The organism is Serratia inhibens (assembly GCF_003591175.1).
Lineage (GTDB): Bacteria > Pseudomonadota > Gammaproteobacteria > Enterobacterales > Enterobacteriaceae > Serratia > Serratia inhibens.
This window is the reverse complement of sequence record NZ_QYYG01000002.1, coordinates 158,496-178,403: the sequence shown is the minus strand read 5'-3', so window position 1 is coordinate 178,403 and position 19,908 is coordinate 158,496. Positions and strand designations below refer to the sequence as shown.

The following is a 19,908-nucleotide window of genomic DNA, read 5'->3' as shown; positions in this document are numbered from 1 at the left end:
GCGCCGAATAGTGTTACAGGTGGGGCCATGCAGAACGCCGACACGCCGTGAATCCATCATGGAGGCTCGTATCGCGCGTATATGCGCTCAACGGTCGGCTAATCTGCCATGACTCCCACCAACCTCAAGCTTAGGGTGTTGCGGTATTAAATGCAGCCTAGGCCAGAATCGCCAACCCGTTGCGATCGACCAGCGAGAGCAGTTTCATCGCGGCGGAGTTGGGAACGGCTTCGCCACGCTCCCATTTTTGCACCGCTTTTTTGCTGACGTTCAGATGCAAGGCAAATACCGGCTGGCTGACGTTTTCGCGCTCGCGCAGGGCGCGGATGTCCGCAGGGGTATATTGTTTGACCGGGCGTAAGCACAGCATGTCGAAGGTGCGCATAGTGCCAGCGTCGACAAATCCAGCCTGATACAGCTCCTGCACTTCTTGGTGGATTTCAGCAAGGATCTTGCTCATAGGTTAGTCTCCTCAACCTCTTGTCATTAACCAACTGATAAAGCCTGAAAGGGGAATAGTCCAGATAGAGCGCGGCAAGGCGTTTTAACCCCCGCAATTCATCACTGGAAATGTTGTCCATTTCATTTTTGGCAAAACCGCGCATGAAAAAAAGTCGATCCTCATCTCGAAAGGCAATCAGCACCCGGTAACCGCCGCGTTTACCACCACCCGCTCGTGCGACCCGTTTCTTATAAACGCAACTGCCCAAATTGGCATCGTACAATTGGCTTTGTATTTCTTGCGCCGCCTTGATCACCGTGGCGTCGCTAATGCGCTCACGAGTGGCAAATGCCTGAAACGTTTTGGTGAGGTAAATATCCGTCATCCACTCTCCCTGTGGAATCTATCCCCTTAACGGGTATAGATCAAGCGATTTTAAAACCAGCACAGGGTGGGGGAAGACACGGGAGAATGAAACGAGGCATGAAACAATATGCGCAGTATTACGCAAATAAAAACAGATAATCAGAAGAGAGGGAGATAGAAGCGCGAGCAGCCTCGCAGTTTGAAAACCTGCGCCCGGCCAAGCCGACGGGACGGGCGCATTGCCATTAATTAGACGCCGATTTTTCGCCCCAGCAGGCTACCGCTGCGCGACTGGCCATCCGGGCCATAAAGGGATTTGTTGTTCTTGCCGAGGATCGCCAGCGCCTGGGCATTATGGTCAAGCTGTTGATTGAGCAACAGGCCGTTATGCTGATTTTTCTCGCGCAACTTTTGGCTGAGCAACTGTACTTGTTGCCAGGCGTCGGCCAGACGCGGGTGAGCGGAATAGGGCGCCTGTTGCTTTTGCGCGCGCTCTCGTTCCAACCGTTGCTGTTCCAGGTAGTTGACCGTGGCCAGTAACTGGCTTTTGACGTCGGTAACGCGCTGCAACGCCACACCCGGCAATTGGCCGGAACAGAGCAAATGATGTTCTTCCGTCAGCACCCTATCCAGGGCATTCAGGGTTTCCAGCAAACTATCAAGCAGCTGCGCCAGGTTTTCCATTACGATTCATCACCTTCAGAGTGTCCCTAGATTTTCCACGTCGCAGCCGTAGGGGCAATGCAGCCCAGGTTGCATTGCCTGATTACGCCTTCGGCGGCCGGCTGCCGTTTGACAGCCATTGAGCATCGCTTTGCGCGTCTTGCAGCAGCGCATCGGCAATTTTGCCGGCATCCATTTTCAAGTCGCCGTTGCGGATTGCCTGCTTGATAGCGTCCACCCGGCTCATATCAATATCCTGAGTGCCCGGTTGCATCAGGCGCGCCTGCGCGTCGCTCAATTTTACCTGGGTGCCGCTGACGGCGCTTTCCGCCTGTGCGGCCTTGCGCGGCTGAAGCTGATTTTCTGCCGGTGTTTCACGCGGTTGCACCGTTGTCACGGGCTGCAGCCGCTGGGTGCGATCGATACTCATGGTCAATCTCCATCAATGCCGCGGCCCGACGGGCAGTGGCTGATATTTTTTGCGGCCCTGGCGGCCAGGTAATTACTGCTTATGTTTTTATTATCGGCAGGTTTTTATAAACCTTTATACCCGTCATTCTTGAAGCTGCATCTTTGTTGGCTGCATCCTCTCACCCCAGTCACATAGTTTGCTATGTTCCTGGGGACTCAAGGATTTGCCGCCGCGATGCAACTCCAATTATTTTGGGTATCCTTTTTATAAACTGATGCGGATCGTACCGTCATCATCGGCAATACCGCTGACGATTTGCCCGGAAGCCATGCGTACGCGGACGCTGTCCTGGGCGGCGGCGTTGTTCATGGCTTTGCCTGCGCCGCTGATGTTAAACCCGGTGCCCTGCGCCGTCACCTGTACCGGCTGGCCGGCCTTGATCACCCAGGCGCGGCGCAGCATGGCGAAGGTCAGGGGTTGGCCGGGGCTGATATTGCGCAGGCTTACCGCACCGATCGCCTTGCCCGCTTCGGTAAGCGTGCGCGGTGCCAGGGTATCGAGCCGGCCGCTTTTCAGCTTCACGTCAGCTGCCGTCAGCCGGGTGCCGGCGCCGATGCCGCGCGCCGACACCAGATAGTTGCCGATCACCTGAACCTGCGTTTGTATAAAACGCCGCTCCTGCCCACAACGCGCCGAAATGCTGATATTGCCCCAGCGGCGGGCATTCGGCGCGAGCGACAGCTGCGGAAATTCGCACTGTGGCCATTGGGCCGCCGGCGTACGCACCAACACCTTGACCTGCACCGGGCTGCCGCTGAACTGGCTGCTGACGAAGCTGTCGATCTGCGCCGCCAGATCGTCGGCACGTGCGTTCAGACTGCACAGCAGAGCGGCGAACAGCAGTATTTTACCTTTCATCTTCGCTTCCTCAAACGCCATCGGGTGCGGGTAAGTTTACCCGGACCGTGCGCAGGCTAAGCAGACAAATAGCGACGCATTTTGCCCCTATTCCCGCGATAGGCTGGCAGAAGGGGCGTTTATGCTGTCGGCTCCAAATTTTAACCTCGCGGAGGGAGCATGATCGACAAACTGGACGCTGCTCTGCGCTTTGGTCAGGAGGCGCTGAATCTGCGCGCCCAGCGGCAAGAAATTTTGGCCGCTAACATCGCCAACGCAGACACACCGGGTTATCAGGCGCGGGATATCGATTTCGCCGGCCAGTTGAACAAGGTGCTGGCACAGGGCCGCGCCAGCGGCAGCGGCATCGCGCTGAATATGACGTCTGCGCGCCACATTCCTGCGCAAAACATGCAGCCGCCGCAGCTCGATTTGCTGTTCCGCGTGCCGGACCAGCCAGCAATGGACGGCAATACGGTAGACATGGATCGCGAGCGTACCCATTTCGCCGATAACAGCCTGAAGTATCAGACCGACCTGACGCTGATCAACGGTCAGATCAAAGGGATGATGTCAGTGTTACAACAAGGATAAGGCGCATGTCGCTACTGAATATTTTCGATATCTCCGGCTCGGCGCTGTCCGCCCAGTCGCAGCGCATGAACGTCAGCGCCAGCAACATGGCTAACGCCGACAGCGTCACCGGCCCGGACGGCGAACCCTACCGCGCCAAACAGGTGGTGTTTGAGGTGGCTGCAGCCGCCGGGCAACCCACCGGCGGGGTGCGCGTATCGCAGGTGGTCGAGGATCCGGCGCCGGAACGTCTGGTGTATCAACCGGGTAATCCGCTGGCGGACGGCAAAGGCTATGTACGCATGCCGAACGTGGATGTGGTGAGCGAAATGGTCAATACCATTTCCGCCTCCCGCAGCTATCAGGCCAACGTCGAGGTGCTCAACACCACCAAGTCGATGATGATGAAAACCCTGACGCTGGGTCAATAACCGGAGCTTTGCATGGCCATTGCCGCAACCACCAATGAATCGCTGGATAACACCGTCACCGGCGTCAACGCCAAAAACAATACCAGCCAGGATCTGCAGAACAACTTCCTGACGCTGTTGGTGGCGCAGTTGAAAAACCAGGATCCGACCAACCCGATGCAGAACAATGAACTGACCACCCAGTTGGCGCAGATCAACACCGTTCAGGGCATCGAAAAACTCAATACCACGCTGGGGTCGATCTCCGGCCAGATCAACAGCAATCAGTCGTTGCAGGCGACCGCGCTGATCGGTCACGGCGTAATGGTGCCCGGCAGCAACATTCTGGTCGGCAGCAAAGACGGCAAGGTCAGCACCACGCCGTTTGGCCTGGAGCTGGAGCGTGCCGCCGATACGGTAACCGCCACCATCACCGACGCCACCGGCAAAGCGGTGCGCACCATCGATATCGGCGGGCTGACCGCCGGCGTGCACTCATTTACCTGGGACGGCTCCCTGTCTGACGGCACCACCGCACCCGACGGAGCCTACACCGTGGCGATCAACGCCAAGGGCAATGGCGAACAGCTGGTGGCGCGCAGCCTGCACTTTGGCATGGTCAACGGCGTTATCCGCGGTTCAGACGGCGCGAAGCTGGATCTGGGTCTGGCGGGCAGTGCGACGCTGGAAGACGTTCGGCAGATCCTTTAATTCGATTTTTTATTTCACTCATTGGGCGTTATCGGACGATAGCCTGCACATTATTCGGAGAATGACATGGCCTTTTCTCAGGCAGTAAGCGGCTTGAACGCAGCAGCAACCAACCTGGACGTGATCGGCAACAATATCGCGAACTCCGCCACGTCCGGCTTTAAGTCAGGCACCGTTTCCTTTGCCGATATGTTCGCCGGCTCGCAGGTCGGGTTAGGCGTCAAGGTGGCGGGGATCACTCAGAACTTCAAGGGCGGCACCACGACCGGCACCAGCCGTGCGCTGGACGTTGCCATTTCCGACAACGGTTTCTTCCGCATGCAGGACAAGGACGGCGGCATTTTCTACAGCCGCAACGGCCAGTTCAAGTTGGATGAAAACCGCAATCTGACCAACATGCAGGGCCTGCAATTGACCGGTTTCCCGGCGGCCGGCTCACCGCCGACCATTCAGCAGGGCGCCAACCCGGTGCCGTTGAGCATTCCCGAAGGAATGATGAACGCCAAGGCCACCACCTCGGGCACCATGGTCGCCAACCTGAAGTCCACCCATAAGGTACCGGATAACAAGACCTTCGCTCCCGCCAAGCAGGATTCCTACAACTACGTCAACTCGATCACCGCCTATGACTCGCTGGGTAATGTGCACAACATCAATGCCTACTTTGTGAAGACCTCCGACAACAACTGGCAGGTGTACACCCAGGAAGGCAACATTCCCGGTTCCCCGGTGACTGACGCAGGCACCATGGCGTTCGATACCAGCGGCAACCTGGTCAGCACCACCAGCAAACAGGGCACCGCCGGCGAATTCAGCATGCTGATCCCGATGTCCGCCACCAACGGCGCACCGGCGCAAAACTTTAGCCTGAGCTTTGCCAAGAGCATGCAACAGAGCGTCAGCAGCGACTCGGTCAGCAAGGTGTCGCAGGACGGTTATACCGCCGGCGAGTACACCAACTTCCAGATCAACAATGACGGTACCGTCGTGGGGATCTATTCCAACCAGCAAACCCAGTTGCTGGGTCAAATCGTACTGACCAACTTCTCCAACCCGGAAGGCTTGTCCTCGCAGGGCGATAACGTATGGCAGGAAACCGGCGCATCCGGCCAACCGCGCGTCGGGCTGGCGGGCAGCGGCGGTTTCGGCAAGCTGACCAGCGGTGCGCTGGAAGCCTCCAACGTCGATCTGAGCCAGGAGTTGGTGAACATGATCGTCGCACAGCGTAACTACCAGTCGAACGCCCAGACCATCAAAACGCAGGACTCCATCCTGCAGACGCTGGTCAGCCTGCGCTAATAGGATTGATTTATGGATCACGCGATTTATACCGCGATGGGCGCGGCGCGACAGACGCTGGAGCAGCAATCCGTCACCGCCAACAATCTGGCCAATGCGTCGACGCCGGGCTTTCGTGCTCAACTTTCGGCGTTGCGTGCCGTGCCGGTGGACGGGCCCAGCCTGCCGACGCGTACGCTGGTCACCGCCTCGACGCCGGGTGCCGACATGAGCCAGGGGGCGCTGAACTACACCGCTCGCCCGCTGGACGTAGCACTGCAACAGGACGGTTTTCTGGCGGTAAGCCTGCCGGACGGCGGCGAAGCCTACACCCGCAACGGCAATATCCAGATCTCGTCCGCCGGGCAGTTGACGGTGCAGGGCATGCCGCTGATGGGCGATGGCGGGCCGATTGAGGTGCCGCCGTCGGCAGAGATCACCATCGCCGCCGACGGCACTATCTCGGCGCTGAACGCCGGCGATCCGCCGAACACCATCGCCCAAATCGGCCGGCTGAAGCTGGTGAAGGCCGACGCGCGTGAGGTCATGCGCGGCGACGACGGGCTGTTCCGTCTGACGCCGGAAACCCAACAGCAACGCGGCAATCAATTGCAAAACGATCCGCTGGTGCGGGTGATGCCGGGCGTACTGGAGGGCAGCAATGTCAAACCGATGGAAACCATGGTCGACATGATCGCCAACGCCCGTCGCTTTGAAATGCAGATGAAGGTCATCCACAGTGTGGATGAAAATGAACAGCGCGCCAACTCGTTGTTATCACTGAGTTAAGCAGCAAGGAAATAACCCATGATCCCATCTTTATGGATTGCCAAAACCGGTCTGGACGCGCAGCAGACCAATATGGACGTGATCGCCAACAACCTGGCGAACGTCAGCACCAACGGCTTCAAACGCCAGCGAGCGGTATTTGAAGATCTGCTGTACCAGACCATGCGCCAGCCTGGCGCGCAGTCTTCCGAGCAGACTACGCTACCGTCCGGGTTGCAGATCGGCACCGGCGTGCGTCCGGTGGCGACCGAGCGCCTGCACAGCCAGGGCAACCTGTCGCAAACCAACAACAGCAAAGACGTGGCGATTAAAGGCCAGGGTTTCTTCCAGGTGATGTTGCCGGACGGCAGCCAGGCTTACACCCGCGACGGGTCGTTCCAGATCGACCAGAACGGCCAACTGGTGACCGCCAGCGGTTTCCAGGTGCAACCGGCGATCACCATTCCGGCCAACGCCCTGAGCATTACCGTCGGCCGTGACGGCATCGTCAGCGTTACCCAACAGGGCCAGACCGCCGCCCAGCAGGTAGGCCAGTTGACCCTGACCACCTTTATCAACGACAGCGGCCTGGAAAGCGTGGGCGAGAACCTGTACCAGGAAACCGAGAGTTCCGGCGCGCCGAACGAGAGCACGCCAGGGCTGAACGGCGCGGGCCTGCTTTATCAGGGTTACGTGGAAACCTCTAACGTCAACGTGGCGGAAGAGCTGGTCAACATGATCCAGACCCAGCGCGCCTACGAGATCAACAGCAAAGCGGTATCAACCTCCGATCAGATGCTGCAAAAACTGACGCAACTGTAATTGATGGGCGCCGTCGGTGCGCCCGTCACCCTATTTCGTGAAACAAAGGCGATACCCGTGGTAACCACATATCTGATGGCAAACGCGCCGCAGCAAGGAAAGCGCTGGCTGGCGGCAATGGCGATGCTGACGCTGAGCGGCTGCGCCTATATTCCGCATAAACCCTTGGTTGATGGCGCTACCACGGCGCAGCCCGCACCGGCGGGCGCTCCGGTGCCGAACGGATCGATTTTCCAGACGGTGCAGCCGATGAATTACGGCTATCAGCCGCTGTTTGAAGACCGCCGTCCGCGCAATATCGGCGATACCCTGACCATAGTGTTGCAGGAAAACGTCAGCGCCAGCAAAAGCTCCTCCGCCAACGCCAGTCGCAATGGCGCGAGCAAGTTCGGCGTCGCCACGTCACCGCGTTATCTCGACGGCCTGCTGGGCAACGCGCGCGCCGACATGGATATCTCCGGTGACAGCACCTTCGGCGGCAAGGGCGGGGCCAACGCCAACAATACCTTCAGCGGCACCATTACCGTCACGGTCAATCAGGTACTGGTCAACGGCAACCTGCACGTGGTGGGGGAAAAACAGATCGCCATCAATCAGGGTACCGAATTTATCCGTTTTTCCGGGGTGGTTAACCCGCGCACCATCAGCGGCAATAACTCGGTCACCTCCACCCAGGTGGCGGACGCGCGCATTGAATATGTCGGCAACGGCTATATCAACGAAGCGCAGACCATGGGGTGGTTGCAACGCTTCTTCTTAAATGTCTCACCGTTTTGAGTACAGGCTATTTTACTTGCCATTTTGAGGTTGGGCAGTGCTCGGGGTCGTCACGTACTGCGTGTACGCTCCGCCACCTGTGCGCTGTCCGCCCCCAAACTGCCTGCGACAATAACGCCTTGTGGGTAAGGCGAATGAGGTTCCAATGTTAAAGAAATTTCTAATGGCGCTGGTGATTTGTGCGCTGAGCCTGCCGGCGACGGCGGAACGCATCCGCGATCTGGTGACGGTACAGGGCGTGCGTGACAACGCCCTGATCGGTTACGGGTTGGTGGTGGGTCTGGACGGTTCCGGCGATCAGACCATGCAAACGCCGTTCACCACTCAGAGCCTGAGCAACATGCTGTCGCAACTGGGCATTACCGTACCGCCGGGCACCAATATGCAGCTGAAAAACGTGGCGGCGGTCATGGTCACCGCCAAGCTGCCGCCGTTCTCGCGCACCGGACAGAACATCGACGTGGTGGTCTCCTCGATGGGTAACGCCAAAAGCCTGCGCGGCGGTACCTTGCTGATGACGCCGCTGAAAGGCGTGGATAATCAGGTTTACGCGCTGGCGCAGGGCAACGTGCTGGTGGGCGGTGCAGGTGCGGCGGCGGGAGGCAGTAGCGTGCAGGTCAATCAGCTGGCGGGCGGGCGCATCAGCAACGGCGCCACCATTGAGCGCGAGTTGCCGACCACCTTCGGCAACGGCGGGGTGATTAACCTGCAACTGAATGACGAAGACTTTACGCTGGCGCAGCAGATCAGCGACGCCATCAACCGCCAACGCGGCGGCGGCACCGCCTCACCGCTGGATGCCCGCACCATTCAGGTGCTGGTGCCGCAGGGCAACAGCTCGCAGGTGCGTTTCCTGGCGGAGATTCAGAACATCAACGTCAGCGTCGGGGCGATTGACGCCAAGGTGATCATCAATTCACGCACCGGTTCGGTGGTGATGAACCGCGACGTGATCCTGGATTCCTGTGCGGTGGCGCAGGGCAACCTGTCGGTGGTGGTCGATCGGCAAAATACCGTCAGCCAGCCGAATACGCCGTTTGGCGGCGGGCAGACCGTGGTGACGCCCAATACCCAGATTTCGGTGCAGCAGCAGGGTGGTTCGCTGCAGAAGGTGAACGCCAGCGCCAATCTGAACAACGTGATCCGTGCGCTCAACGCGCTGGGCGCTACGCCGATCGATCTGATGTCGATCCTGCAGGCGATGCAAAGCGCCGGCTGTCTGCGTGCCAAACTGGAAATCATCTGATGGCCGGCGATCTGATGGCGATGTCGGGCGCCGCCTATGACGCCCAGGCGCTGAACGGCCTGAAACGCGACGCAGCGGCCGATCCTCAGGGTAACCTGAAACAGGTGGCACAGCAGGTCGAAGGCATGTTCGTGCAGATGATGCTGAAAAGCATGCGCGCCGCGCTACCGCAGGATGGTGTGCTGAGCAGCGATCAGTCGCGGCTTTACACTTCGATGTATGACCAGCAGATCGCCCAGCAGATGTCGCAGAAGGGGCTGGGGCTGGCCGATATGATGGTGAAACAGATGGCCAATGCCAACGCCGTTCCGAGCGAAACGGCGGGGATGTCGCCGATGGCGTTGGACAATGAAGTGTTGCAAACGCTGCCGAATCAGGCGCTGGAGCAGATGATCCGCCGTGCGGTGCCGAAGGCGCCGGCGGCCTCGCCGCTGTCGCTCAACAACGGCAATTTTGTCGCCCGTTTGTCGATCCCGGCGCGTGTCGCCAGCGAACAGAGCGGCATTCCGCATCAGCTGATTGTGGCGCAGGCGGCACTGGAATCCGGTTGGGGCCAGCGCGAGATCCCGACCGCCGACGGCTCGCCGAGCTACAACCTGTTCGGCATCAAGGCCGGCGGCAGTTGGGACGGCCCGGTGACCGAGATCACCACCACCGAGTTTGAGCAGGGGGCGGCGAAGAAGATCAAGGCGCGGTTCCGGGTTTATGGCTCTTACGTTGAGGCGATTGCCGACTACGTCAAGCTGCTGACCAATAACCCGCGCTACGCCGACGTGGCTGCCGCCCGCAGCCCGGAGCAGGCGGCGCATGCGCTGCAACAGGCCGGATATGCCACCGATCCGCAATACGCCAACAAGCTGGTCAGCGTGATCCAGCAGATGAAAAACGCCGGTGAACAGGTGGTGAAAGCCTATACCCACGACCTGAAGGAGCTGTTCTAAATCCCCTTCATTCTTGACGCCGTAGCTGCGTTGGCTGTGCAAGCGTGCCTGGCTACAACGCCAATTATTTTGGGGATTTCAGTAAATGAAAAACAAAAGAGCCAGGTCGGCTATTTCACACCTTAAGTTTCCCCCGTTTTTGCCGATAACAGAGACAGGCTGGGCGAACGGCCCGGCAGATTAATTGATTCCTGTGGGCCACCGGCACCGCAGCAAAAGGAACTTCTATGTCCAACAGCTTAATCAATACCGCCATGAGCGGGCTGAATGCGGCGCAGGTGGCGCTCAGCACCGTCAGTAACAACATTTCCAACTACAACGTGGCGGGCTATAACCGGCAGACCGCGATCCTGGCGCAAAACGGCGGCATGAGCACCATGAGCGGTTTTATCGGCAACGGCGTCACCGTCACCAGCGTTAACCGCGAATATAACCAGTTCATCACCAACCAACTGCGCGGCGCACAGAGCCAGGCGGGGGCGCAGAACGCCTATTTCGAAAAAATATCGCAGATTGACAATCTGCTGGCCAGCAAGACCAACACCTTGTCGACCAACATGCAGGATTTTTTCAGCAACCTGCAAAACCTGGTCAGCAATGCCGGCGATGACGCCGCGCGGCAAACGGTATTGGGCAAAGCCAATGGCCTGGTCAATCAGTTCAACAATACCGACAAATACCTGCGCGACATGGACAGCGGCGTGAATCAGCAGCTCAGCGACAGCGCGCAGCAGATCAACAGCTACAGCCAGCAGATTGCCAAACTGAACGAAGAGATCACCCGTTTGCGCGGCAGCGGCGGTGAGCCCAATGCGCTGCTGGACCAGCGTGATCAACTGGTTACCGACCTGAACAAAGTGGTGGGCGTGCAGGTGACCCAGCAGGACGGCGATGCCTACACTGTCTCCTTTGCCAACGGCCTGACGCTGGTGCAGGGCAACAATGCTTACCAGGTCGCGGCGGTGCCTACCAGCGGCGACCCATCCCGCCTGACTATGGGCTATGACCGCGGCAACGGCGCCAGCGAAATACCGGAAGGCCAAATCACCAGCGGCAGCGTCAGCGGCGTGTTGAAATTCCGCAGCGAATCGCTGGACAGCGCCCGCAACCAACTGGGGCAGCTCGCGTTGGCGATGGCAGACAGCTTTAACCAGCAACACCGTGCAGGGTTCGATCTCAACGGCGATGCCGGCACGGATTTCTTCAGCTTTGGCGGTCCCCGCGCAGTGGACAACAGCCGCAATACCGGCGATGCCGCGCTGTCGGTGTCCTACACCGATACCGGCAAGGTGAAGGCCAATGATTACCGGGTGGAGTTTGACGGCAGTAACTGGCAGGTGAGCCGCCTGCCGGACAACGTTAAAGTTAACGCCACGGCGGGTACTGACGCTGCCGGTAATCCGACGTTGAGTTTTGACGGCCTGAAAGTCGGTATTGACGGCACTGCGCAAAAGAATGACAGCTTTACCGTCAAGCCGGTCAGCGACGTGGCGGGCAGCCTGAAAGTCGCCATCACCGATTCCGCCAACATCGCTGCTGCCGGTAAAGATGACAGCGGCCGTGGCGACAATGAAAACGCCAAGAAGCTGCTTGATCTGCAAACCCAAAAATTGGTCGATGGCAAGGCTACCCTGAGCGGTGCTTACGCCAGCCTGGTCAGCAGCGTCGGCAATCAGACCGCGTCCGCCAAGGTGAGCGCCACCTCGCAGGGCAACATCGTCAAGCAGTTGGAAAACCAGCAGCAGTCGATTTCAGGCGTCAACCTTGACGAAGAATACGGCGAATTGCTGCGTTTCCAGCAATATTATCTGGCTAACGCGCAGGTCATTCAGACCGCCAGCTCGCTGTTCGATGCGCTGCTGAATATCCGTTGATTTTCACTTTAACCGGGGCCCTGGCGGCTCCGGTCGCTGATTTTGAGGAACCTGCACCATGCGCATGAGCACCAGCATGATGTACCAGCAAAACATGACCGGCATCACCGGTAACCAGTCGTTGTTTATGAAAGCGGCAGAACAGCTTTCCACCGGCAAAAAGGTCAGCAACCCGTCCGACGATCCGCTGGCGGCGTCGCAGGCGGTGATGCTGGCCCAGTCCCAGTCGGAAAATACCCAGTATGCGCTGGCGCGTACCTTTGCCCGCCAGAGCGTGTCGATGGAAGAGACGGTGCTGGCCGGCGCGACCAGTACCATCTCGGACATAAAAGCGCTGATCGTCAATGCCGGCGGCACCGAAAGCGACAACGATCGCGACTCGCTGGCTACCCAGTTGCAGGGGTTGAAAGACCAATTGCTTAACCAGGCCAACAGCACCGACGGCAATGGCCGCTTTATGTTTGGCGGTTTTGAGAATGATAAACCGCCGTTTGCGGACAACGGCGGTTCGGTCAGCTATGTGGGTGGCAACAAGGCGGTCGAGCAGAAAGTGGATGCCAACCGCACCATGACTGTCGGCCATACCGGCGATACGGTATTTATGTCGTTGACCAGCAACCCCAAGCCGGAGCCGGACGGCAGTGCACCGGTGTCCAACGTGTTTGAAAGCATCGATATCGCGCTGAAAGCCTTGAAAACCCCGCTCGACGGTGCGGACGACGCCACCAAACAGCAGGTCAACGATGCGCTGGCCAAAGCCAATCGGGGGCTGGACAACTCCTATAACAAGGTGCTCAGCGTGCGCGCCGAATTGGGTAACCAACTGCAGGAAATGGATACGTTGGACAACATCGGCAAGGATCGCGACATGATCAACCAAACGCAAATGAGTGCATTGGTGGATGCCGATCTGACCGAGTCGATTTCGAGCTACTTCATGCAGCAGGCGGCCTTGCAGGCATCGTACAAAACCTTCGGTGATATGCAGGGTATGTCGCTGTTCCAGATGAACCGCTAATTCCCGTCGTCTTTCAAGCCGCAGCGTTGTTGCCTGCACTAACCCACCCCAGTCACTTACTTAAGTAAGCTCCTGGGGATGAGTTAGCTGGGCGCCTAGCTGCAACTCGAAATCCATAGGGTATGACAATCACAAGTTCCGACTCATTTAACGCCCCTAGAATGCTGAAGATGAGTTCGCTGGGTGCCTGGCTGTGCTGTACAGGGATGTACGAATGCCGCGAGCGCATGGATGCGCCAGAGCGGCCAATTCGAAATTCATCGGGTAGGGTAATAACAAACACTCGTCGTGGATATATGGCGGGTACTTGGTTGGGTGTGCTTAGAGGACGTTATCGCTGTAACACTGCGGTGGGGAACTCTTGAAACCGGGCGCACCGTTTGGCATGTCACGCTTGCCCCCATTCACGTTGGCGTGACGTGCCTTTTTTTTCTCAGTTCACCATCCCACCTATTACTCTGGCCAACTGGTCGAAGAATTCACCGAACAGGTGCTCACAGAACGGCGCCAGCATCGGCATCATCATGCCGAGGGTCATAATGCCGATGGTCATGGTGACCGGGAAACCGATGACGAATACCGACAGCTGCGGCGTCATGCGGTTGAGCAGGCCGAGCGCCATGTTCAGCGTCAGCAGCAGGCAAATCAGCGGCAACGCCAGCATCATGCCGTTGATAAAAATCAGCGAACCCACCTGGGTCAATGCCAAAAAACCGTTGCCGTTCAGGGGGGCGGGCTGGATCGGCAGAGTATGAAAACTGTCCGCCAGCAAGGAGATCAGCCACAGGTGGCCGTCGAAGCTCAAGAACAGCAGCATGGCCAGCAAGTTGAGCAACCGTGCCAGCACCGGCGTATTCGGCCCGCCGCTGGGATCGAAGAAGGTGGCGAACGACAGGCCCATCTGCATGCCGATCACTTCGCCGGCCAGACGTATCGCCGCAAAGGCAAACTGCATGGTCAGCCCGAGCGCCACGCCAATCAGGATCTGCTGGGCCGCCAGCCACAAGCCGGCGGCGGAGAAAATGGGGACAGTGCTGGTGGGCAGTCCGGGGGCGATCAGGATGACGATCAGGCCGCCGAGGCCGATTTTCACTTTTTTGCCGATTTGTTTTTCGCTGAACACCGGAGCCGTGCTGATCAGCGCCAGAATGCGCAGCAGCGGCCAGAAGTATTGGCTGAGCCAAACGCCGAACTGTACGCTGTCAAAGGTGAGCATGGCTAACCAATCAGATTAGGCAGGTTGCTGAACAGCGTGCGCATATAGTCCAGCAGCAGGTTCAGCATCCAGGGGCCGGCGATCACGATGGTGGCGACCACCGCCAGAATTTTGGGAATGAACGACAGCGTCATTTCGTTGATCTGGGTGGCGGCCTGCAACAGGCTGACCACCAGGCCGCTGATAAGCGCGGCGAGCAGCAGCGGGGCGGCCAGGGCCAGCGCCACTTTCATCGCCTCGGTGCCCAGCGCCATGACCGATTCAGGTGTCATCATGTTTCCTTTGAGGCGGGTTACGAATAGAAACTCTGCGCCAGCGAGCCGAGCAGCAATTGCCAGCCGTCCACCAACACAAACAGCATCAGTTTGAACGGCAGCGAGATGGTGGCAGGCGGCACCATCATCATCCCCAGTGCCATCAGCACGCTGGCGACCACCAGATCGATAATCAGAAACGGAATAAACACCGTGAAGCCGATTTGGAACGCGGTTTTCAGCTCGCTGGTGACGTAAGCCGGCAGCAGAATGCGCATCGGCACCGCTTCCGGCCCGGCCAGCGGCGGTTGGTTGGCGAGCCTGGCGTACAGCGCCAGATCGGTTTCACGCGTCTGGCGCAGCATAAACTCGCGCAACGGCTGGGAACCTTTATCCAGCGCCGCGTCGAGGCTGATTTTGTCCTGGCTGAACGGCAGATAGGCGTCTTGGTAGACCTTGTCGAATACCGGCGACATGATGAAAAAGGTCAGGAATAGCGCCAGGCCGAGCATCACCTGATTCGGCGGTGCCGAGGGGGTGCCGAGCGCGTTGCGCAGCAGCCCGAGCACGATGATGATACGGGTGAAACTGGTCATCATCAGCAGCATGGCAGGCAGGAAGCTGAGTGACGTCAGCAGCACCAGCGTCTGCACCGGCAGCGACCAGCTTTGGCCGCCGTTGGCCAGCGGCTGGCTGATCAGGCCGGGTAACTGCGCCAACGCCGTCGGGCTGACGAGCAACAGGGTGGCAGCCGGCCAGAAAAGGGCCTTTCCGCCCCGGTAAAGCGAGGCGACGCAATGAACTATGGGTTTCATGCCGATTTTTCCGGACGTTTCAGAACTTTTTGCATCAACTGGCGAAAATCAGCCGGCGGCGCGGCGTCGGCTGCGTTGCTGTCCTGTGCGGGAACCGGCAGCTGGTGCAGCGGGGTGATTTGCTGTGCGGTCACGCCCAGCACCAGCAGGGTATTATCCACTTCAATCACCACCACCCGCTCGCGCTGCCCGACCTGGCAACTGGCGCGCAGGTTGAGCAGTTTGCTGTTGCGCGCCTGAGGGGCAAACCCCAGGCGGCGGAACAGCCAGCCGGCCAAGAGGATCAGCAGCAGGATACCGCCAAGCGCAGCGCTGACCTGCGTCAGCACCGAGCCGGCCGGCAGCGCCGGTGTGGCGGGTTGCAGTGTGCCCTGGCCGGGCACGGCGGAGCCTGGGTTCATCAACGGCTCAGGCGACGCATGCGTTCGGACGGGGTGATGATGTCGGTGATGCGTACACCGAACTTGTCGGCCACCACCACCACTTCGCCCTGGGCGATCAGATAGCCGTTGATCAGAATGTCCAGCGGTTCACCCGCCAGCCCGTCCAATGCGACTACCGATCCCTGCGACAGACGCAGCAGCTCTTTGATGGTCATTTTGGTGCGGCCCAACTCCACGGTCAGCTTGACCGGGATATCCAGGATCAGATCGATATCCTGCAGGCTACCGACGGCATCCTGCGCCTCCAGCGATTTGAACACCGCCTCGGTTGTTGACGTGTTGTCGGTCGCTTGCTGCTCGTTAAACGCATCAGCCCACAGATCGTCCACGGATTCCTTTCCTTCGCCAGACGGTTGCTTAGGATCACTCATTTGGGCTGTTCCTCACTCAGAGCATTCAAAATAGGGTTAATCAAATGTTCAACACGCAGGGCGTACTGCCCGTTTAACGTGCCGTATTGGCTGGTCAGAACCGGTACGCCATCCACGTGGGCGATCAGGCGTTCCGGTTTATCAATCGGTAATACGTCACCCGGCTGCAGCTTCAGGATTTTTGACAGCCGCATCGGGATATCGACGAAGTTGGCAATCAGCTCCAGCTCGGAATGTTGTACCTGTTTCACCAGCGTTTCACGCCAGTGGCTGTCTTCCTGCCGCGAATTTTCCAGCGGCGGGTTGGTCAGCAGTTCGCGCAGCGGTTCGATCATCGCGAACGGAATGCAGATGTTGAATTCACCGCTCAGCGCACCGATTTCCACCTGGAACGGGGTGGTGACCACGATGTCGTTCGGCGAGGTGGTGATATTGGTGAATTTCACCTGCATTTCGGCGCGCACGTATTCCACATTGATCTTGTAAATCGCGCTCCAGGCGTCGCCATAGGCATCCAGCGCCAGGCGCAGCATGCGTTTGATCACCCGCTGTTCGGTTGGCGTGAACTCGCGGCCTTCCACTTTGGTAGGAAAGCGGCCGTCGCCGCCGAACAGGTTATCGACGGCGATAAACACCAGGCTCGGCGCGAACACGAACAGCGCGGTGCCGCGCAGCGGGTTCAGGTGCACCAGATTGAGGTTGGTGGGCACCGGCAGGTTGCGGGCAAATTCGTGATACGGTTGGATCCGGATCGGGCCGACGGTAATGTCCGGGCTGCGGCGCAGCAGGTTGAACAACCCCATGCGGAACTGACGGGCAAAACGTTCATTGATGATTTCCAGCGCGTGCAGCCGTTCGCGCACCACTCGGCGCTGGGTGGTCGGATCGTACGGCTTGACCTCGCTCTCGTTGCTGACCACCGCTTCGGGTTCATCACCCGCGCTGTCGCCGTTGAGCAAGGCGTCGATCTCTGCCTGTGAAAGAATGCTGTCGCCCATAGTGATTACCGCAATATGAAGGCGGTGAACAGCACGTCGCTGATCACCTGCTTCGGTTGTCCCTTAACCAGCGGCGGGCTAAGCACGTCCTTAATCTGCGCCACCAGTTGCTGTTTCCCTTGTTCACTGCTCAATTGGCCCGCTTCCTGACGGGAAAGCAGCATCAGCAGGCGGCTGCGCACTTCCGGCAGAAAATCGTTCAACTGGCGGCGGGTGTTTTCATCCGGCAAGCGCAACGTCAGGCCGATATACAACACGCGATCGGGGTTGTTGTCCGGCGTAACCAGATTGACGGTAAACGTGTCCAACGGCATAAACACCGGCGCAGCCGGCGGCTGTGCTTTGGCGGCGGGCTGAGCGCCGTCTTGGTGGTGTTTCAGTTGCCACCAGCTGTAGCCTGCCGCGCCGCAGGCGGCGACGGTAATCAACACCAGCAGGATGACCAGAAGGGAGCGTTTCGGTGCTGCCGGTAGGGTGTTTTGAGACATAGCTAAATCAAATTCCTGTAGTGACATACCCTTCGTCTTTCAGGCCGCAGCGTTGTTGGCTGCTCGCACTCACCCCAGTCACTTACTTGAGTAAGCTCCTGGGGACTCATGCGCTGGCCGCCTAGCTGCGACTTGAAATCCATAGGGTATATATCCTTTATTTTTCAAGCTGCAACCTAAGGTCTCGTGGGTATGTAGCGCGTGTAAAAGCCGCACGCACGACATATTTACCCAAAATAATTGGAGTTGCATCGCGACGGCAAGTTTGTAAGTCCCCAGGAGCATAGGTAACTATGTGACTGGGGCGCGCAAACGCAGCCAACACAGATGCAGCTTCAAGTATGACGGGTAAAGGTATTATCGCGCCTATTCCAGTGTGCAATAGCCAGAATAGGCGGGGAAAAGCGTGTCAGCTTGGGCATTTGCCGCCGCTCAGGCGAAAATATCGACGCCGCTGACGGCGCGGGCCATCGCCTGCAATTGCGCTGGGGCGATGAGGGTTTCGGCGGCCGGATCGCGCTCACCGTGGCTATCGCGGTAAGTCGGCCGGCCCTGCTCATCGCCAGTTTGCTGCTGCGCCTGTTGCCACTGTGGCATGGAGTCGCCGCCAACGCTGCTTTGCCCCAGACTGATGCCGCTTTCCGCCAGGGCATGGCGCAGTTGCGGCATGGCGGCTTCCACGGCGGCACGTACCTGGCCGTGCGCGGAAGCGATGTGCAGCTGCGCCTGGTTATCGTCCATTTTGAGGGTGATTTGCAGTGCGCCCAACTCCTGCGGGTGCAGGCGCAGTTCGGCGCTTTGCTGGCCGTTGCGATGGAACATCAGCACCTGTTGGTTCAACGCCTGCTGCCACTCCGGGCTGCCAAGCTGGGCGTTTAATTGCGGTGTCGGCGGGGCGGTGACCAGGGAAACGTTCGGCGTTGTCGCCACGGTCGGGCTGGCGACCGGCGGCACCATCAGCTGATTGACCGGTGCCTGATGCTGGGTATCGGCGCTGAATTTCAGCGCTGTTGCATCCGGCTGGTCATGGGGGGCCGCGGTTGGCTGCGGGCCGTCGGCGCGTGCGTCAGGGGTCAGCGGTTTTTCGGTCACTGACGACGTGGCTTTTGGGGGCGGCGTCATCGGGATGCCTGCAGGATTGGACTGTGGGCCCAGCGCGGCGCTCAGCAGGGCGGCAGGGTGCGCCGGGTCCTGTTCGCCTTCAAGGTTTAGCCCCGTTGCGGCCGTGATCGGCGTGGCCGAGGTAACGGCCAGCGGCAGCATGGCGAACAGCGCCTGCAATGTAGCGGCATCGATTTCCCCGGCGGGGCGAAGGGCGGCCTCCGGTTTTTCATCCTGCGGTTTGTCATCGCCGACCGACACCGCCGGTGGCTGAATACCCTTCAACAAGGCAGGCGACAACAACCCATCGCGTTCGCCGAAGGCGGCCAGCAGTGGATTTTGCAGAGGGCGGCTCAGTGCCGTTGTGCTGTCATCTTCTGCTTCTGCGTTCAGTAATGTCGGCGGCAACTTGCCCTCATCTTTGTCGGCCGACAGTGTGCGTGCACCGAGCAGCAGGGCAAAGGCCGAGGACAGCGACGAGTCATCCAGCGACAACTGCGCTTCAGGCAGCACGCCGACGTCGCCAGGCGCTACGCCGCCCGGCACGGCATTCAGGTTCATGGGTGTAGATTCCTTTGTGAACTGCGTTGAGCGAACTCATCCATCAGTTTTTGATCCCGTTTGTTCTCCCTCTGCCGTTCCGCGCTTTGGGCGCGGGTATGCAGAGTGTCGAAGGCGTTCAGCCGTTGTTGTTTGTCCTGCCAGTGCTTCATCGCGTGGTCCACCTTCTGGCCCCACTGCATCAGTTGGTTGCGATGTTGTTCGATGGCCTGCTCCAGCGTGCCGATAAATTGCTGGTAGTTTTGCCAGTGCGAAGAGTCCATGCCGTCGCTCAACTGGTGATTCAGCTTCTGACGGTACTCGTCTTGATAATTGAGCAGCATGGAAAGCTGCTGCTCAGCCGCCTGTTGCGCTTTGCGCACCTGGCCCAACTGTTGCGTAGCCTGTTCCACCGCATCCTGCGCCAGATCGCGCAGGGTAATCAGAGGTGACTGTGGTTTCATCGGGTTCAGCCTTTTGTGAC

At 59.1% G+C, this 19,908-nt stretch carries 25 protein-coding genes; 11 read left to right on the top strand and 14 right to left on the bottom strand.

Going from position 1 to position 19,908, the window contains the following annotated elements:
- Positions 1–157: 157 nt before the first annotated feature.
- The 5 genes from D4100_RS09850 to flgA form a co-directional block, all read right to left on the bottom strand.
- A complete protein-coding gene (locus D4100_RS09850) occupies positions 158–460 on the bottom strand; it encodes a helix-turn-helix domain-containing protein (protein WP_006321467.1) in 303 nt (100 codons plus the stop codon).
- Positions 441–827: a type II toxin-antitoxin system RelE/ParE family toxin gene (locus D4100_RS09845; RefSeq protein ID WP_006321465.1), complete on the bottom strand. Its 387-nt coding sequence runs from the start codon at positions 825–827 to the stop codon at positions 441–443. Before D4100_RS09845 ends, D4100_RS09850 begins: the two co-directional genes overlap by 20 nt.
- 230 nt (positions 828–1,057) lie before the next feature.
- Entirely contained in the window at positions 1,058–1,492 is a 435-nt protein-coding gene (locus tag D4100_RS09840) for a flagella synthesis protein FlgN (RefSeq protein WP_006321463.1), read from the bottom strand.
- 82 nt (positions 1,493–1,574) lie between these two features.
- Positions 1,575–1,901 (bottom strand): flagellar biosynthesis anti-sigma factor FlgM, encoded by a 327-nt coding sequence (flgM, locus tag D4100_RS09835; RefSeq protein ID WP_006321451.1) that lies wholly within the window; start codon positions 1,899–1,901, stop codon positions 1,575–1,577.
- A 246-nt stretch (positions 1,902–2,147) separates the two neighbouring features.
- Positions 2,148–2,801, bottom strand: a complete 654-nt coding sequence (gene flgA / locus D4100_RS09830; protein WP_119804213.1) for a flagellar basal body P-ring formation chaperone FlgA — start codon at positions 2,799–2,801, stop codon at positions 2,148–2,150.
- Between the two features lie 159 nt (positions 2,802–2,960).
- Between flgA and flgB the strand changes: the two genes are divergently transcribed.
- The 11 genes from flgB to flgL all read left to right on the top strand — a co-directional run bounded on the left by flgB (position 2,961) and on the right by flgL (position 13,198).
- Complete coding sequence (gene flgB, locus D4100_RS09825; protein WP_006321447.1) at positions 2,961–3,374, top strand: flagellar basal body rod protein FlgB; 414 nt, start codon at positions 2,961–2,963, stop codon at positions 3,372–3,374.
- A gap of 5 nt (positions 3,375–3,379) precedes the next feature.
- Complete coding sequence (gene flgC, locus D4100_RS09820) at positions 3,380–3,784, top strand: flagellar basal body rod protein FlgC (RefSeq protein WP_006321446.1); 405 nt, start codon at positions 3,380–3,382, stop codon at positions 3,782–3,784.
- 12 nt (positions 3,785–3,796) lie between these two features.
- The gene (flgD, locus tag D4100_RS09815; RefSeq protein ID WP_006321445.1) at positions 3,797–4,474 is read left to right on the top strand and encodes a flagellar hook assembly protein FlgD; all 678 of its coding nucleotides are present in this window, start codon (positions 3,797–3,799) and stop codon (positions 4,472–4,474) included.
- Positions 4,475–4,540: 66 nt separating this feature from the next.
- Positions 4,541–5,773, top strand: coding sequence for a flagellar hook protein FlgE (gene flgE, locus D4100_RS09810; protein ID WP_119804212.1), 1,233 nt, complete (start codon positions 4,541–4,543; stop codon positions 5,771–5,773).
- 12 nt (positions 5,774–5,785) lie between these two features.
- Positions 5,786–6,541, top strand: a complete 756-nt coding sequence (locus tag D4100_RS09805) for a flagellar basal body rod protein FlgF (RefSeq protein ID WP_119804211.1) — start codon at positions 5,786–5,788, stop codon at positions 6,539–6,541.
- Positions 6,542–6,559: 18 nt separating this feature from the next.
- Complete coding sequence (gene flgG / locus D4100_RS09800; protein ID WP_004946081.1) at positions 6,560–7,342, top strand: flagellar basal-body rod protein FlgG; 783 nt, start codon at positions 6,560–6,562, stop codon at positions 7,340–7,342.
- A 75-nt stretch (positions 7,343–7,417) separates the two neighbouring features.
- Positions 7,418–8,119: a flagellar basal body L-ring protein FlgH gene (flgH, locus tag D4100_RS09795; RefSeq protein WP_064799270.1), complete on the top strand. Its 702-nt coding sequence runs from the start codon at positions 7,418–7,420 to the stop codon at positions 8,117–8,119.
- Positions 8,120–8,264: 145 nt separating this feature from the next.
- A complete protein-coding gene (locus D4100_RS09790; RefSeq protein WP_064798955.1) occupies positions 8,265–9,365 on the top strand; it encodes a flagellar basal body P-ring protein FlgI in 1,101 nt (366 codons plus the stop codon).
- On the top strand, positions 9,365–10,306 hold the full coding sequence (gene flgJ / locus D4100_RS09785; protein WP_119804210.1) for a flagellar assembly peptidoglycan hydrolase FlgJ: 942 nt from the start codon (positions 9,365–9,367) through the stop codon (positions 10,304–10,306). Before D4100_RS09790 ends, flgJ begins: the two co-directional genes overlap by 1 nt.
- 227 nt (positions 10,307–10,533) lie before the next feature.
- A complete protein-coding gene (flgK, locus tag D4100_RS09780) occupies positions 10,534–12,180 on the top strand; it encodes a flagellar hook-associated protein FlgK (protein ID WP_006321434.1) in 1,647 nt (548 codons plus the stop codon).
- 58 nt (positions 12,181–12,238) lie between these two features.
- Positions 12,239–13,198: a flagellar hook-associated protein FlgL gene (gene flgL / locus D4100_RS09775; protein WP_006321432.1), complete on the top strand. Its 960-nt coding sequence runs from the start codon at positions 12,239–12,241 to the stop codon at positions 13,196–13,198.
- 433 nt (positions 13,199–13,631) lie between these two features.
- Here flgL and fliR read toward each other — a convergent pair whose 3' ends face one another.
- From fliR to fliJ, 9 genes are all read right to left on the bottom strand, one after another.
- Positions 13,632–14,414, bottom strand: coding sequence for a flagellar biosynthetic protein FliR (gene fliR, locus D4100_RS09770; RefSeq protein ID WP_119804209.1), 783 nt, complete (start codon positions 14,412–14,414; stop codon positions 13,632–13,634).
- A 2-nt stretch (positions 14,415–14,416) separates the two neighbouring features.
- On the bottom strand, positions 14,417–14,686 hold the full coding sequence (gene fliQ / locus D4100_RS09765) for a flagellar biosynthesis protein FliQ (protein WP_006321429.1): 270 nt from the start codon (positions 14,684–14,686) through the stop codon (positions 14,417–14,419).
- Between the two features lie 20 nt (positions 14,687–14,706).
- Complete coding sequence (fliP, locus tag D4100_RS09760) at positions 14,707–15,483, bottom strand: flagellar type III secretion system pore protein FliP (RefSeq protein WP_244941655.1); 777 nt, start codon at positions 15,481–15,483, stop codon at positions 14,707–14,709.
- Entirely contained in the window at positions 15,480–15,884 is a 405-nt protein-coding gene (gene fliO, locus D4100_RS09755) for a flagellar biosynthetic protein FliO (protein WP_119804208.1), read from the bottom strand. Before fliO ends, fliP begins: the two co-directional genes overlap by 4 nt.
- Positions 15,884–16,297 carry a flagellar motor switch protein FliN gene (gene fliN / locus D4100_RS09750; RefSeq protein ID WP_006321426.1) on the bottom strand — a complete coding sequence of 138 codons (414 nt, stop codon included), beginning with the start codon at positions 16,295–16,297 and terminating at the stop codon, positions 15,884–15,886. Before fliN ends, fliO begins: the two co-directional genes overlap by 1 nt.
- A complete protein-coding gene (gene fliM / locus D4100_RS09745) occupies positions 16,294–17,295 on the bottom strand; it encodes a flagellar motor switch protein FliM (RefSeq protein ID WP_006321424.1) in 1,002 nt (333 codons plus the stop codon). Before fliM ends, fliN begins: the two co-directional genes overlap by 4 nt.
- Positions 17,296–17,300: 5 nt before the next feature.
- Positions 17,301–17,783, bottom strand: a complete 483-nt coding sequence (fliL, locus tag D4100_RS09740) for a flagellar basal body-associated protein FliL (protein ID WP_119804207.1) — start codon at positions 17,781–17,783, stop codon at positions 17,301–17,303.
- Between the two features lie 432 nt (positions 17,784–18,215).
- Positions 18,216–19,445: a flagellar hook-length control protein FliK gene (locus tag D4100_RS09735; protein WP_119804206.1), complete on the bottom strand. Its 1,230-nt coding sequence runs from the start codon at positions 19,443–19,445 to the stop codon at positions 18,216–18,218.
- Complete coding sequence (gene fliJ, locus D4100_RS09730; RefSeq protein ID WP_006321412.1) at positions 19,442–19,888, bottom strand: flagellar export protein FliJ; 447 nt, start codon at positions 19,886–19,888, stop codon at positions 19,442–19,444. The genes D4100_RS09735 and fliJ overlap by 4 nt, the downstream gene beginning before the upstream one ends.
- Positions 19,889–19,908: the final 20 nt, after the last annotated feature.

Excerpts from the sequence above, each read along its gene's own strand:
- flgL (WP_006321432.1), top strand. The coding sequence starts at position 12,239 with ATGCGCATGAGCACCAGCATGATGTACCAGCAAAACATGACCGGCATC.
- flgK (WP_006321434.1), top strand. The coding sequence starts at position 10,534 with ATGTCCAACAGCTTAATCAATACCGCCATGAGCGGGCTGAATGCGGCG.
- flgE (WP_119804212.1), top strand. The coding sequence starts at position 4,541 with ATGGCCTTTTCTCAGGCAGTAAGCGGCTTGAACGCAGCAGCAACCAAC.
- flgD (WP_006321445.1), top strand. The coding sequence starts at position 3,797 with ATGGCCATTGCCGCAACCACCAATGAATCGCTGGATAACACCGTCACC.
- fliP (WP_244941655.1), bottom strand. The coding sequence starts at position 15,483 with ATGAAACCCATAGTTCATTGCGTCGCCTCGCTTTACCGGGGCGGAAAG.
- D4100_RS09805 (WP_119804211.1), top strand. The coding sequence starts at position 5,786 with ATGGATCACGCGATTTATACCGCGATGGGCGCGGCGCGACAGACGCTG.
- D4100_RS09850 (WP_006321467.1), bottom strand. The coding sequence starts at position 460 with ATGAGCAAGATCCTTGCTGAAATCCACCAAGAAGTGCAGGAGCTGTAT.
- flgH (WP_064799270.1), top strand. The coding sequence starts at position 7,418 with ATGGCAAACGCGCCGCAGCAAGGAAAGCGCTGGCTGGCGGCAATGGCG.
- D4100_RS09735 (WP_119804206.1), bottom strand. The coding sequence starts at position 19,445 with ATGAACCTGAATGCCGTGCCGGGCGGCGTAGCGCCTGGCGACGTCGGC.
- fliQ (WP_006321429.1), bottom strand. The coding sequence starts at position 14,686 with ATGACACCTGAATCGGTCATGGCGCTGGGCACCGAGGCGATGAAAGTG.
- flgA (WP_119804213.1), bottom strand. The coding sequence starts at position 2,801 with ATGAAAGGTAAAATACTGCTGTTCGCCGCTCTGCTGTGCAGTCTGAAC.
- flgJ (WP_119804210.1), top strand. The coding sequence starts at position 9,365 with ATGGCCGGCGATCTGATGGCGATGTCGGGCGCCGCCTATGACGCCCAG.
- fliR (WP_119804209.1), bottom strand. The coding sequence starts at position 14,414 with ATGCTCACCTTTGACAGCGTACAGTTCGGCGTTTGGCTCAGCCAATAC.
- D4100_RS09790 (WP_064798955.1), top strand. The coding sequence starts at position 8,265 with ATGTTAAAGAAATTTCTAATGGCGCTGGTGATTTGTGCGCTGAGCCTG.
- D4100_RS09845 (WP_006321465.1), bottom strand. The coding sequence starts at position 827 with ATGACGGATATTTACCTCACCAAAACGTTTCAGGCATTTGCCACTCGT.
- D4100_RS09840 (WP_006321463.1), bottom strand. The coding sequence starts at position 1,492 with ATGGAAAACCTGGCGCAGCTGCTTGATAGTTTGCTGGAAACCCTGAAT.
- fliL (WP_119804207.1), bottom strand. The coding sequence starts at position 17,783 with ATGTCTCAAAACACCCTACCGGCAGCACCGAAACGCTCCCTTCTGGTC.
- flgM (WP_006321451.1), bottom strand. The coding sequence starts at position 1,901 with ATGAGTATCGATCGCACCCAGCGGCTGCAGCCCGTGACAACGGTGCAA.
- fliM (WP_006321424.1), bottom strand. The coding sequence starts at position 17,295 with ATGGGCGACAGCATTCTTTCACAGGCAGAGATCGACGCCTTGCTCAAC.
- flgC (WP_006321446.1), top strand. The coding sequence starts at position 3,380 with ATGTCGCTACTGAATATTTTCGATATCTCCGGCTCGGCGCTGTCCGCC.
- flgG (WP_004946081.1), top strand. The coding sequence starts at position 6,560 with ATGATCCCATCTTTATGGATTGCCAAAACCGGTCTGGACGCGCAGCAG.
- flgB (WP_006321447.1), top strand. The coding sequence starts at position 2,961 with ATGATCGACAAACTGGACGCTGCTCTGCGCTTTGGTCAGGAGGCGCTG.
- fliJ (WP_006321412.1), bottom strand. The coding sequence starts at position 19,888 with ATGAAACCACAGTCACCTCTGATTACCCTGCGCGATCTGGCGCAGGAT.
- fliO (WP_119804208.1), bottom strand. The coding sequence starts at position 15,884 with ATGAACCCAGGCTCCGCCGTGCCCGGCCAGGGCACACTGCAACCCGCC.
- fliN (WP_006321426.1), bottom strand. The coding sequence starts at position 16,297 with ATGAGTGATCCTAAGCAACCGTCTGGCGAAGGAAAGGAATCCGTGGAC.